The sequence below is a fragment of the Paraburkholderia sp. J10-1 genome (genome assembly GCF_905220165.1).
Taxonomy (GTDB): domain Bacteria; phylum Pseudomonadota; class Gammaproteobacteria; order Burkholderiales; family Burkholderiaceae; genus Paraburkholderia.
This window is the reverse complement of record NZ_CAJMYW010000003.1, coordinates 300,406-313,722: the sequence shown is the minus strand read 5'-3', so window position 1 is coordinate 313,722 and position 13,317 is coordinate 300,406. Positions and strand designations below refer to the sequence as shown.

At 61.8% G+C, this 13,317-nt stretch carries 11 protein-coding genes; 9 read left to right on the top strand and 2 right to left on the bottom strand.

The window, feature by feature from the left end:
• Positions 1–5 precede the first annotated feature (5 nt).
• The 4 genes from U5A65_RS14070 (at position 6) to U5A65_RS14055 (ending at position 4,502) form a co-directional block, all read left to right on the top strand.
• Positions 6–1,475, top strand: a complete 1,470-nt coding sequence (locus U5A65_RS14070) for a hypothetical protein (RefSeq protein ID WP_321946618.1) — start codon at positions 6–8, stop codon at positions 1,473–1,475.
• Positions 1,444–1,914 (top strand): hypothetical protein, encoded by a 471-nt coding sequence (locus U5A65_RS14065; protein ID WP_321946617.1) that lies wholly within the window; start codon positions 1,444–1,446, stop codon positions 1,912–1,914. Before U5A65_RS14070 ends, U5A65_RS14065 begins: the two co-directional genes overlap by 32 nt.
• Positions 1,915–1,927: 13 nt before the next feature.
• Positions 1,928–2,431 (top strand): hypothetical protein, encoded by a 504-nt coding sequence (locus U5A65_RS14060; RefSeq protein WP_321946616.1) that lies wholly within the window; start codon positions 1,928–1,930, stop codon positions 2,429–2,431.
• A 667-nt stretch (positions 2,432–3,098) separates the two neighbouring features.
• Positions 3,099–4,502 (top strand): sugar efflux transporter, encoded by a 1,404-nt coding sequence (locus tag U5A65_RS14055; RefSeq protein WP_321946615.1) that lies wholly within the window; start codon positions 3,099–3,101, stop codon positions 4,500–4,502.
• 68 nt (positions 4,503–4,570) lie between these two features.
• Here the strand turns inward: U5A65_RS14055 and U5A65_RS14050 are convergent, their stop codons facing one another.
• Both U5A65_RS14050 and U5A65_RS14045 read right to left on the bottom strand, forming a co-directional pair.
• The gene (locus U5A65_RS14050) at positions 4,571–6,073 is read right to left on the bottom strand and encodes an MFS transporter (protein WP_321946614.1); all 1,503 of its coding nucleotides are present in this window, start codon (positions 6,071–6,073) and stop codon (positions 4,571–4,573) included.
• Between the two features lie 153 nt (positions 6,074–6,226).
• Entirely contained in the window at positions 6,227–6,706 is a 480-nt protein-coding gene (locus U5A65_RS14045; protein ID WP_321910773.1) for a hypothetical protein, read from the bottom strand.
• 751 nt (positions 6,707–7,457) lie between these two features.
• Here U5A65_RS14045 and U5A65_RS14040 point away from each other — a divergent pair.
• The 5 genes from U5A65_RS14040 (at position 7,458) to cyoD (ending at position 13,204) form a co-directional block, all read left to right on the top strand.
• Positions 7,458–9,002, top strand: coding sequence for an NADH-quinone oxidoreductase subunit M (locus U5A65_RS14040; RefSeq protein ID WP_321910775.1), 1,545 nt, complete (start codon positions 7,458–7,460; stop codon positions 9,000–9,002).
• Positions 9,003–9,340: 338 nt separating this feature from the next.
• Positions 9,341–10,228 (top strand): ubiquinol oxidase subunit II, encoded by an 888-nt coding sequence (gene cyoA, locus U5A65_RS14035; protein ID WP_321910777.1) that lies wholly within the window; start codon positions 9,341–9,343, stop codon positions 10,226–10,228.
• Positions 10,229–10,235: 7 nt separating this feature from the next.
• The gene (gene cyoB, locus U5A65_RS14030; RefSeq protein WP_321910779.1) at positions 10,236–12,263 is read left to right on the top strand and encodes a cytochrome o ubiquinol oxidase subunit I; all 2,028 of its coding nucleotides are present in this window, start codon (positions 10,236–10,238) and stop codon (positions 12,261–12,263) included.
• Complete coding sequence (gene cyoC, locus U5A65_RS14025; protein ID WP_158759629.1) at positions 12,263–12,874, top strand: cytochrome o ubiquinol oxidase subunit III; 612 nt, start codon at positions 12,263–12,265, stop codon at positions 12,872–12,874. The genes cyoB and cyoC overlap by 1 nt, the downstream gene beginning before the upstream one ends.
• Complete coding sequence (gene cyoD, locus U5A65_RS14020) at positions 12,875–13,204, top strand: cytochrome o ubiquinol oxidase subunit IV (protein WP_158759630.1); 330 nt, start codon at positions 12,875–12,877, stop codon at positions 13,202–13,204.
• The last annotated feature ends 113 nt before the right edge of the window (positions 13,205–13,317 follow it).

Sequence of the window (13,317 nt, the reverse complement as noted above, 5' to 3'; positions counted from 1 at the left end):
AGACAATGAGTTTTCAATGGAATACCCGTTTTTCGTCTGAATGCCCGGAGGTGCCCGGGCCTCCCGTCTGGTTCTTTTTGCTGATGTTCGTGGTTGTGGAGTGTGTCGCGCTTGTCACCGTGGACCCGTGGCATTCGAAGGGAGCAATCGACGTACAAAGCGTTGTCCGCTATCTCGTAGTCGTGCCGCTTCTTTGCTGGTTCGCCTTCTCCTGTCTGTTGTACAAGTTGTTCTACGACATCCCGGCTACGCAGGCTGCCGCTTACAACGCAGAACGGTGGCATGAGATCACCGGCTGGCAGCATGCGAGCCGTCGCGGTGTCGCGGTGCTTGACAGCGTGATCCTCACGCCCGAGCCGGACGTCGCCCAGCGCATGCTCAAGCTTGAGGGCACGCCGCCCGAGAATCCTGGCAAGGTGATGATGCTGGGCGACATCGGAACGGCTGACGGGTCACGTTTGCACGCGCTGCTGGTGGCGCTACTCGCGCCGTTGGCCGTCAGCCTTACGCGGGCTGTCGCCAGCGATTCCTTCGATATCGTGATCCAGTGTGACGACGGGGACATGCGTCCTGACGTTCAATCGGCGTGGAGCAAGGCCGGGTTACCGGGTCAGCCCCGTGTACGGTGGATCGAGAACAGCCTCGACGCAGGGTTTGCGGACCAGTGGTTCGAGGCCGATAAGCCACGCTACTGGTATGAGCATGACAAAACGCCCCGGTATCGCCTGCTCCTTGCGTGGCATTTGCACAGGGAGGATCAGGAAGTGACGCAGGCCACGCCGGAAAGCGAGTCCGAAGCGGCAGTTGCGCTGCTGCTGGGGTCGCCCACGCTGATGTACGAGAAGCCGAAACTGAAGCACCAGGCGTGGCTGCTGCGGCAGATCACCGGCGAGGCCGACCAGGCTGACCAACTGCTGGGCCTGCTGCTCAACGCCAAACAGGTGCCGGAGGGCACGATCCGCCACTTCTGGTACAGCCGCCTCAAGGGCCTCGCGCAGCATGCGAGCCTGGGGGCGGTGCGGGAATCCGCCCTCAAGGTGGAACAGCATGCGCTCGATCCTGCAATTGGTCCTCAGGCTCCGGTGGCGCGCTGGCTGCTTCAGGCGCTCGCCGCGAAGATGGCGCAGTTCGGCCAGGGAGCGCAGCTCGTCGCGCTGCCTCACAGTCAGGGTATTTCATTCAACGTGGTCGCGAAAGAACGCGCCCCGGTTGATGTGCCGTGGAAGGAACAGTACGACTACGACACGATGCTGATCCCCGAGTTGTTGGGCCTTCTGTCCGCGTGGGGGGCGTGCATGCTGGGGTTTCCAAAAGGCTGGAACGATGGCGATACCTTCATCACGTGCGTCTGTGCCGGTGCGTTCATCGTGCTGTTCCTCTACCGCTGTCGCGCGAAACTGCCCGCCGTGCTGGAAGGTATTGGTGATTTTATCGGAGGCGTGATTGAAGAAATATTTTTTTCCTGGAGGAGGTAAACGGCACCGCATCCTGCTGGTTCCACCTTTTATCAGGTTCCTGTGGGCGGCCATGTTCATCCTGGCCGCCTACGAGAACGTGGTGGGATGGTTTGCGGCCCAGGACCTGGGCGATCCTCGATGGGTACAACTCCCGCTGATCCAGCTCGGTTTCACGGTGGGGTTCATCGCTGATGACCTTTGGTGGCACTGGCGCGATGGTGTCGCCCACGCGCTGCACTTCGAGGACGTGATTGACGGGACCTGTCCCGATACCGAACAGGAAATCTGCGAAGCCGCCGTGTGGCGCTGGTACGAGAAGCAGGGCAGACCAAGGTGGATTAGTGCGCGACGGGACCGACCGCAGGTGCGCTTTGTGGATGCGTGGCGGCGCATGGAAGCCTACCAGCGGGCGATGAAGGCCGAATACATGCGGCGAAGGAAAAATCACAGGGTGTGAATATATGAGGACGATGATGAAGAAATGGATCGCTGCGGCATGCTTTGGAGTGCTAGTGAGTCAGTCAGCTTTTGCGTGCACGCCTCCGCTTATGCAATCTGCGTATTTCGGTGCGCCAGAATTTATGAGTCAAGAACTGGCAGCACGGATTCGGGAAGACGTGCAAAAGAACCACTACGCCGTGATCGAATACCGCGTGGGCTCGTGGTTTTTCCCGCTGGTGAAGAAAGGGGATGCCGTCTATCTGAACGGCAAACTGCTAGCCAAAAAGGAGGACTCTTTCTGGTATCTCGGTCATGGGTTCTACCAGCTCAATCACGAGGTATTTTTCATGGGTGAGCGTATCGGCGCTTATCCTGCCGATGGCACTGTGATTGCGTACGAAGAGGACAGGTCCGCGACCAGCAAACCTGATAACTGGCCAGCTAACGCCATGTGGTGCCCGATTAGCGTGCATGCAAACAAACTGGAAACGTCAAGTGGGCTGCGCTTCGAGCAACTCGTCTATGACAACTGATCGCCCTAGCGGGAAATCACAGGGTGTGATTCCCCTGTAGCCCTATCATCGCGCGCTGTGGGGGAAAGTCTCAGCCGTTCCCCACACCGTGTGCAGCGCAGCATGCACAAGTAACCCGTCAGTTTTTTTTCAACAAGTGACTTGTAAAAACGGCATTCGACTCGCCGTTAGCTTGAGCTTTTTACAAGACACATGTTTAATATGTAGACCGTCCCCGCCATGGGGAACGGGAAGTTTCCCCGTACCGAAGCGCGAGGGGAAACGTGGGGGAACGATGTTTGTGGGCGCGAAGGGAATGCCTTTTTTCCCCTCACGTGGCCCGCAAAGCCTTGTGCCAAAGGGTTCGGCGCTGTGGGCGAGAGGTTACCCACAGCTTTGTCAACGGAATCTGTGGACAAAGGTGCGGCGCGTTTTTCGGGGATGTGCCGTCGGTGCTGCAATCCGCAACTTTGCGCGCAAACTGAGTTGAGTCAAGCACTTGGCCCAATCGTCCCAGGGTTACGCACAACTCTGTCCACGAAACCTGTGGATAGCGCACCCAAATGTTGATCGTTGCCCAATCAACCTTGCACAGTGTGGGAGTTCGCCCCGATAATCTTCGTCGATATGGCCGTCGCGTGACCGCGCGTGCACGGGCAACTTTCTCCTCGCCACTACCCGCCGCGCCGTGCTCAAAAACTCGCGCTTTGCCGGTCTTCTGCATATTCCTGGTTTCCTGCCGCTCGCCGGCGCCACCCTGATGCTGGGCGTGGCGATGTCCTTCACCGCGCCTTATCTCTCGCTATTCGGCGTCGAGCGCGTCGGTATGACGCCGTTCCGCCTCGGCGTGTTCATGACCGCCATCGCCACGAGCGGCGTCATCGCGAGCACCGTCGCGGGCCGTTGGAGCGACGCCACCGGCAAGCATCGAACCTTGCTGCTCGTCTCGCTGTGCGCCGCCACGCTCGGCTATCTCTGCCTGTGCGTCGTGCGCGATTACCGGCTTCTGCTCCTGGTGGGCGTTGCGTTCATCGGCGCGGGCGGTTGCGCGCTCTCACTCGTGTTCTCGTTCAGCCGCGCGGCGCTGCCCGCAAAAGACGACGCTGAGCGGACCTTCGCGAGCGCGACGCTGCGCACGATTCTCTCCGCCGCGTGGGTGTTCGGGCCCGCGGTTGGCGCGCTCGTGCTCGCGGCCACCAACTTCTACGGGCTTTTCCTGTTTGCGGCGGCGAGCTTCGCGGCGTGCGGCACGATCGTCTGGCGCATGCGTGAGCCGCGCCACGACGAACACGCCACGCAGCATTTAATGGCGCGTCCCACCGCCACCGAAGTCGCGCAAGAGATGAGCGCCGAAGGCGCTGCGCGGTACGAGGGCCAGCCGCTGACGCAGGCCGAAGTGCAGCCGGGTGCGCCACGTGACTCTGCAACGCTTGCAACAGCGACGGGCACGCCAAAAGCGAAGGCCAAGGCCGCGCCCGCCGCGGAGGGCTCGCAGAAAGACATCATGCGCGCGATCGTTGCGCTCACACTCATCGGCCTCGCGGCCAATGCGACGATGATCGTGCTGCCGCTCTACATCGTGCATGGCCTGCACGGCACGCGCATTGATGTGTCGATCATGCTCGGCCTCGGCGCGTTCATGGAGATCCCGATGATGCTCGCGCTCGGCGCGCGCGCCTCGGTGCTGAACAAGACATGGTGGCTGGCCGCTTGCGCCGTGGTGCACGCCGTCTACTTCGTCGCGATGTCGCTGGCGCCCGGCGTGCAAGCGCTGATCCCGATGCAGATCCTCAACGCCTTCGTGGTGGCCGTCACGTCATGCTTGGGTATGACCTTCGTGCAGGATCTGATGCCCTCGTCGCCGGGGCGGGCGACGGCGCTCTTCTTCAATGCGTCGCGGCTCGGCTCGATTCTTTCGGGCGTGCTTTCCGGCCTGCTCGTTCAGGCGTTCGGTTATCGCGGCACGTTTGTTTTTTGCAGCCTGCTCGCGCTCTGTGCGCTCGTGTTGTTCGCCGTGCCCGGCGAGCAGTATCCGAAAATGGCGCGCGCGGTGCGGCGTTATCTGCGCGAGCGGTCGAGCAAGCGGGACTAGTGCCTGGCAAGTGCCGTACGGCCAAACAAAAAGGGCGGTGCTCCACATGCACCGCCCTTTATCCACCTTCACTGCACCGTTTCTACGTCCCGCCCGGCTAGCGCGTGCGCGGGCGTTGCGGCGTCGAAGTCTTCCGCATCGACGTCATAGCCCGAAGGCTCCCAGCGAATCGACAGCAGCGCCGCGAGTCCCGCAAGCGGCGCGACCGCGATGATCCAGAACACGCGCGTGCCGAGCGCGGCGGCGAGCACCGGGAACAGGAATAGCGAGACCGTGGAGCTGGCGCGCATCAGCGTCTGGTTGAAGCCGACGCCCACGCCGCGCAGCGAGGTCGGGTAGCTGAGCGAAGCGAACGTCATGCTGTGCGATCCGGCGCCGATGCCCTGGCCGAACAGGAAGGCAGCAAGCAGCGCGACTGCGCTGACGACTTCGGGCGTCGTCGCCGGCTTGCCGACGATCGCGAGGCCGACGAGCGCCGCGAACTGGATCGCATAGCCCCAGACGGTAAGCTTCCACGCGCCGAAGCGCGGCACGACCCGTACGGCGATCAGCCCGCCCACGAAGGCGAAGCCGAGATTGAGCACGAGCGAGGCGAGGATCGTCGTGAGCATGGACTGCGCGAGGAAGCTCGAGATGATCACGGGCAGGCCGAACGCAACCGCGTTGTACGCGAACGAAGAGGCCACGCCGATGACCGTGGCGAGCACCGTGCGCCGCATATAGACGCCGCGCAGCAGCGCACCGTAGTTCTTCCACGTCGCCACGCGCGCGGGTCTCGCCGAGGCGTTCGCGGCGGCTTCGGGCGCGACCTGCGCATCGATGCCGTACGAGCGCTTGAGAATGCGCGCCGCACCCGCGAGGTCGCCCTGGTTCGCGGCCCACACCGGCGACTCGCTGATATAGCGGCTGCGGATCGCGATGATGACGAGCGCCGGCACGGCGCCGAAGCCGAGCGTGAGGCGCCAGAGCAGGTGCGAGTGCGAAGCGGGCAAGCCTGCATAGAACGCGAGCACGAGCAGATACGACACGCTGATCGCCGCGTACCAGACGGGGCACCACATCGCCACGCGCGCGGCCTTGTTGCCGCGGCCCTTGAGCCGTGAGAACTCGGCGAGAAAGGCCATGGCCACGGGCAGGTCGATGCCGACGCCCAGTCCCATCACGAAGCGCGCGCCGCCGAGCACCCAGGCGTTGGGCGCGAGTGCGCAGGCAATCGCGGCCACGACGAAGAAGAACATGTCGGCCATGAATACGCGATAGCGCCCGATGCGATCGGTGAGGAAGCCGCCGAGAAACGCGCCGACGATGGCGCCGAACGTGATGGCCGAAGCGACGAAGCCGGTGCCCGCCGGCGTGAGCGAGAACTCGCGCGCCACGTCCTTGAGGCCGAAGGCGAGGGCGCCGAGATCGTAGGCATCGAGGAACACACCGCCCAGCGCGATGGCCACGACGATGCGCGCGTTGCTGCCAGTGGCGGCCCCCGCGTTGACGAGCTGTGAGACGTCGGCTGCGCTGCGGATCACCGGGCGGCCGGAAGGGCTGAACGAAGCGGGGGAAGCTGAGGCAGACATGCGAGGCGGCGCGAGCGGGCGCGCGATTAGCGGCAAAGCGCGTGATGCTAACCCCCGCGCGGTTCGCGCCCAAATCGTTTTTGGTTATGAGCTCATGCCGTGCCGCAGGTGTCCTGCAATCTTGTGCAAGTTTTCGTGCATGCCAGTGTCCAGTCAGTGCATGTAGGTGACGCGGCGCGAGCGGTCGCTCAACTGCAATCCCGCGTCGAGCAGCGCGATGGCGAACCAGCGCGCGGTCTTGAGCATGCCGCTTACGCTTTGCATCGGCAGCCAGTCGTTGAGGAGTTGCACGGCGGCTTCGCTGCGCGTGGACTGCAAAAGCGCGATTACCTGCAGCAGCGAGCCTTCGTCCTTCGCCAGTTCGGAGGCGCAGCGGCAGCGCGTGTCCAACGGGCGGCACGAGGCGCGGCACAGCGTGCCCATCAGCAGATCGAAATAGCCGAAGCCTTCTGCGCCGAGCCCGGCGTCGGCGAGCACGCCGCGCCAGCTTTCGGCCTTGGCGTAGGCGTCGCAATGCGGGCGCAGCCAGGTGCGCACTGCGCGCAGCACGGTTTGCTCGGCGGTGTCGGGGTGATGGACGAAGGTGTCGTCGATCAGCGTGTCATTTCTTGCGAAAGGGGCGGTGTAGTTCATGGAGCCTCCGGTCCCGCACAAATCATTCGGGTGGCGCCGGGTCGTCCGGCATGAGCGCTATTCTGGGACAAATTTCCAGTAAATGCAAATGATTCTCATTTGCGAAAAGAGATCGAGTGCGGCGAAAACACGGCCTGCCAGAACCGGGAAGGGACTGTTCCAGCCCGCGCCCTTAATGACAGGGACACAAGCCGCTAAAGTGCCGGCCATGCGTGTTCCAGTGTTCTGGCGCAACGTGAGAGTTGGCCCCGGCCCCATGAAGGCCGGGGCTTTTTTTTGCACCGCGCAAGGGCACGCGGGGCGGACCTGGCACGCGTCCTGAAGGCCGAAGGGGGCCACACCCCGATGCATAAGTCATTGAACCGAAAGAAACAAGTAAGGTATTATTCGGGCCGCGCAGCGCGACAGCCTGCCGCGCGTCATCGCGCCCCGGCGGTCGAAAGCGCTGTTTTCGCGATCAAAAATGGGCTGTAACGGCCTGTTTGTTGTTTTTTCTCTTAGTACGTTTCTGAATAAAAACAATGACTTGCGTCAATCATCGATCCGGCCCGTGTTGTTGCGCTGCAAAACTTCCGTATTCCGTTTACCCTCGTTAACCCTTGAACGTGTGTTGCATTTCGCCTCGTCGCTGACAAATACATTACAGCCAGCCTGGTTCGATTTTCACCCCGCGTCAATCTTTCAAGTTGCTTGCGCACCTGAACGTGCGCCGTGGAAGCTATTTGCTCCGCATTTTTGAGGTCCTGTTGAAATGCAATCCGTTCCATTCCTGAGTCTGGCGATCTGGATTCCCATCCTGTTCGGCGTGGCCGTGCTGCGCGTCGGGTCGGATCGTCATCCGCAGCGCGCCCGCTGGCTGGCGCTCGTTGGCGCCGTCGTCGGCCTGCTGCTGACCCTCCCGCTCATTACCGGCTTCGACAACCACGCGGCCGGCATGCAGTTCGTCGAATTCCGCGAATGGCTGCCTGAGTTCGGCGTGGCATGGCGTCTCGGGATCGATGGTATTTCGATGTGGCTCGTGGTGCTCACCGCGTTCACGACGCTCGTGATCGTGATCGCCTCGTGGGAATCGATCACGGTGCGCGTCGCCCAGTACTTCGGCGCGTTCCTGATTCTCTCGGGCCTGATGGTCGGCACCTTCGCGGCGACCGACGGCATGCTGTTCTTCGTGTTCTTCGAAGCGACGCTGATTCCGCTGTACCTGCTGATCGGCTCGTGGGGCAATGCGCGCCGCACCTACGCCGCGGTCAAGTTCTTCTTCTTCTCGTTCGGCGGCTCGCTGATGATGCTGGTGTCGATGCTGTACCTGTACAGCCAGTCGCACACCTTCGACATGTCGGTGTGGCACAACCTCACGCTCGGCTTCATCCCGCAGATCCTGGTATTCATCGGCTTCTTTGCGGCTTTTGCGGTAAAGGTTCCGATGTGGCCGTTCCACACCTGGCTGCCCGACGTCCACCTCGAAGCGCCGACCGGCGCGACGGTGATGCTGGCCATGCTGAAGCTGGGCGGCTACGGTTTCCTGCGCTTCACGCTGCCGATCACGCCTGATGCCGCGCACTTCTTCGCGCCGGCCATCATCACGCTCTCGCTCGTGGCCGTGGTCTACTCGAGCCTGCTCGCGCTCGCGCAGACCGACATGACCAAGCTGCTCGCGTACTCGACGGTCGCCCACATGGGTCTCGTCACGCTGGGCCTGTTCCTCTTCAACCAGATCGGCACCGAAGGCGCGATCGTGCAGATGATCTCGTACGGCTTCGTGTCGGGCGCGATGCTGCTCTCGATCGGCGTGCTGTTCGACCGCACCAAGACGCGCACGATCTCGGCTTACGGCGGCGTCGTCAACGTGATGCCGCGCTACGCCGCCTTCATGATGCTGTTCTGCATGGCCAACCTCGGCCTGCCGGGCACGTCGGGCTTCGTGGGCGAGTTCATGGTCATCATGGGCGCGATCCGCGTGAACTTCTGGGTCGGCGCGATCGCCGCGACGACCGTCATTCTGAGCGCTGCGTACACCCTGTGGATGTACAAGCGCGTGATCTTCGGCGCTGTGGCGAACAAGGGCGTTGCGAAGCTGGCCGACATCGGCCGCCGCGAAACGCTCATCTTCGCTTCGCTCGCAGCGTTCGTGCTCGCGATCGGCCTCTACCCGAAGCCGATGACCGACGCGATCGAGCTCTCGGCGGCGAACCTCGTCACCCAGGCCGGTCGCAGCAAGCAACCTGTCGACGAAGCAGCGCCTGCCGACGCAGTGCGCGCGGGCACGGACGTTCGTGCTCAGCACTCGCCGACGTGATCGCTAAAGATTGACGGCGCAACCAACGCGCCGCACCGCCTTTCGGGCGGCGCGGCGCGTTTGTGCGTCCAGATGGTTTCGAATTTCGGTTCGAAAAATAGCCGCGGCGGACTGCTGTCAAGGGCGGAGAAGGGCGCGATGTGCGTGTGTTTCCGAGGCGCGACAAACCTCGCGAACACATGCGACAAAGTGTCTCAATCTTCTTTTGACAAAGGTCATTTTCCACATTCATTGATTGCGAAATATCAAAGCGGCTGTATGATGCGGGCGCGCTTCCTTTGTCGGATGTCAGGGGACGCGTCCGGAACTATTCAATGAATGAAATTCAGGCAAACGTGATGAAAAGAACGACCTTTCAAAGGTTACTGCTTCCCGTAAGCGCCGGATTGGCCTTGTGTCTTTCCGGATGCAACATGGAGCTCCTCGACCCCAAGGGCAGTGTGGGCGTGGCGGAAAAGCAGCTGATCGCAACCTCCACATGGGCCATGCTGATTGTTGTGATCCCTGTGATCGTCCTGACGCTCTGGTTCGCGTACCGCTATCGCGCGTCGAACCGTAGCGCCACCTATGCGCCGAAGTGGTCGCACTCGACGGCGATCGAAGTCGTCGTCTGGACCATCCCGACGCTGATCATTCTGTTCCTCGGCGTGCTCACGTGGAACACCACGCACGAGCTCGACCCGTACAAGCCGCTCGAATCCAACGTCAAGCCGATCAACGTCGAAGTTGTGGCGCTCGACTGGAAGTGGCTGTTCATCTATCCGGATCTCGGCATCGCGACGGTGAACCAGCTGGCCGTGCCCGTTGGCACGCCGGTGAACTTCAGCATCACGTCGGACTCGGTGATGAACTCGTTCTTCATCCCGCAGCTTGGCACCCAGGTTTATGCGATGGCTGGCATGCAGACGCGTCTGCACCTGATCGCCGACCACGCTGGCGACTACGCCGGCCTCTCGGCGAACTTCAGCGGCGCGGGCTTCTCGGACATGAAGTTCCGCACGCTCGCCACGAGCCAGCAAGACTTCGACGCGTGGGTCCAGAAGGTGAAGGCGTCGCAGACGCAGCTTTCGATGGATCAATACGCGACGGTCGCAAAGCCGAGCGAAAAGGCTCCGGTTGAGTACTTCTCGACGGTCGACCCGAAGCTCTTCAACAACATCATCGCGAAGTACAACAACGGCCACGTCACGAATTTCAGTGACCCGTCGTGCGTGACCAAGGGGTAAACCAGGCATGTTCGGAAAACTTACACTGGACGCCATTCCGTATCACGAGCCGATTATCGTCGGCACGATGATCGGCATGGCAGTCATCGGCGCATTGGTGCTCGGTGCCATCACTTACCTCGGTAAGTGGAAGTATCTGTGGACGGAGTGGCTGACGAGCGTCGACCACAAGCGTCTGGGCGTGATGTACATCGTCCTCGCCTTCGTCATGCTGCTGCGCGGCTTCGCCGACGCCATCATGATGCGTACCCAGCTTGCGCTCGCGTACAACGCGCCGGGCTTTCTGCCGCCGCACCACTACGACCAGATCTTCACGGCGCACGGCGTGATCATGATTTTCTTCATGGCCATGGCCTTCATGGTCGGCCTGATGAACATCATCGTGCCGCTGCAGATCGGCGCACGCGACGTCGCGTTCCCGTTCCTTAACTCGCTGTCGTTCTGGATGACCGCAGTCGGCGCCATCCTGCTGATGATCTCGCTCGTCGTGGGTGAATTCGCGATGACCGGCTGGCTCGCGTATCCGCCGCTTTCGGAGCTTGCCTACAGTCCCGGGGTAGGGGTGGATTACTACCTGTGGGCGCTGCAGATCTCGGGTGTCGGCACGCTGCTGACCGGCGTGAACTTCTTCGTCACGATCATCAAGATGCGTGCCCCCGGCATGACGATGATGAAGATGCCGGTGTTCACGTGGACGGCGCTGTGCACGAACGTGCTGATCATGGCCGCGTTCCCGATCCTGACCGTGACGCTCGCGCTGCTCGGCCTCGACCGCTACATCGGCACGCACTTCTTCACGAATGACGGCGGCGGCAACGCCATGCTGTATCTGAACCTGATCTGGGCCTGGGGTCACCCCGAGGTGTACATCCTGATCCTGCCGGCGTTCGGTATTTTCTCGGAAGTCGTCGCGACCTACGCGAAGAAGCCGCTGTTCGGCTACAAGACCATGGTCTACGCGACCTGCTCGATCATGGTGCTCTCGTTCCTCGTGTGGCTGCACCACTTCTTCACGATGGGTTCGGGTGCGAACGTCAACGCGTTCTTCGGCATCATGACGATGATCATCGCGATCCCGACGGGCGTGAAGATCTTCAACTGGCTGTTCACGATCTACCGCGGCCGCCTCGAGTTCACCTCGCCGGTGCTCTGGACGATCGGCTTCATGGTTACCTTCACCATCGGCGGCATGACCGGCGTGATGATGGCGATCCCGGGCGCGGACTTCGTGCTGCACAACTCGCTGTTCCTGATTGCTCACTTCCACAACGTGATCATCGGCGGCGTGCTGTTCGGCTACCTCGCCGGCTTCAACTACTGGTTCCCGAAGGCGTTCGGCTTCAAGCTCAACGAAAAGCTCGGCAAGCGCGCGTTCTGGTTCTGGCTTTCGGGCTTCTATGTCGCCTTCACGCCGCTGTACGTGCTCGGCTTCATGGGCGCAACGCGCCGTCTGAACCACTACGACAATCCGGCATGGCATCCGTGGATGGTCATCGCATGGGTTGGCGCCGTGCTCGTGGCAATCGGTATCGCGCATCAACTGCTGCAGCTGTACGTGTCGATCCGCGACCGCAACCTGCCGGAAAACCGCGACCTGACGGGCGATCCGTGGGGTGGCCGTACGCTGGAGTGGGCGATGTCGTCGCCGCCGCCGTCGTACAACTTCGCGATCATCCCGCATGTGTCGGAACTCGATGAGTTCCAGCACCTGAAGGAAACCGGCCGCGAAACCGTGGACGTCGCGAACACGAAGTACACCGACATTCACATGCCCTCGAACACGAGCGCAGGTCTGTTTATCGGTTTCTTCAGCCTGGTGCTCGGCTTTGCTGGCATCTGGCACATCTGGTGGCTCATGATCGTTGGCTTCGTCGGCATTCTCGGCACGGCCATCGCCTACAGCTTCCAGAAGAACGAAGGCTATTACATCCCGGCCGCCAAGGTCCGGGCAGACGAAGAAGCGCGTAGCCGCGCACTGGTCAAGGCGTTCGCTGAACGCGGTGGCAAGGTTGAAGAAGCACTGGAGGCCAACTGATGTTGACGAAAACTAGTGCGGCCGCACTCGCGGAGCACGATCACCACGATCACCCGCCGTCACACTCGGTGTTCGGCTTCTGGCTGTACCTGATGACGGACTGTATTCTGTTCGGCTCACTGTTCGCAGTGTTCGCCGTGATGCAGAACCAGTTTGCAGGCGGCCCGACGGGCAAGGACCTGTTCGACATTCAGGGCGTCGCGATGGAAACGGCAGTGCTGCTGCTGTCGTCCATTACGTACGGCTTCGCGATGATCGGCGCGCACAAGCAGCGCAAGGGTCAAGTGCTGGTCTGGCTGGCGATCACTTTCCTGCTGGGCGCAACGTTCCTGTACTTCGAACTGCATGAATTCGCGAACATGATCGCCGAGGGCAACGGCCCGAGCCGCAGCGCGTTCCTCTCGTCGTTCTTCACGCTGGTTGCCACCCACGGTATCCACGTGACGATGGGCATGATCTGGATGATCGTCCTGATGGTTCAGGCCGTGAAGGCCCCGACCCTGGGCGAGCGTGAAATCCGCCGCCTGACGTGCCTGAGCCTCTTCTGGCACTTTCTGGACATCGTCTGGATCTGCGTGTTCTCCTTTGTTTATCTTGCGAGCGTGATCTAAATGAGTGCTCATTCCATCCATGAAGAAGAAAGCCACGGCAGCGTAGGCAGCTACCTGGCCGGTTTCGTCCTGGCGGTGGTGCTCACGGCCGCTTCGTTCTGGCTCGTGCTGCACGGCGGCTTCCCGCGCGAAACCGCGCTGCTCGGCCTCGCCGTGCTGGCTGTGGTGCAGATCGTGGTCCACCTCGTGTTCTTCCTGCACATGAACACGTCGTCGGGCCAGCGCTGGAACGTGACGGCATTTGGCTTTACGGTGCTGACGGTCCTGATCGTGGTCGTCGGTACGCTGTGGGTCATGCACAACGTCAGCATGAACATGATGTCGCGTTAAGCGCGCATCGTTGCTGGACGTGCGCTTCGCTCGCTGCGAGTGAAGCGCAAACGAAAAACGCCGCCAGGCCTTCGGGCCGGCGGCGTTTTTCTTTTTGGCGGCTTGGTGCGCGG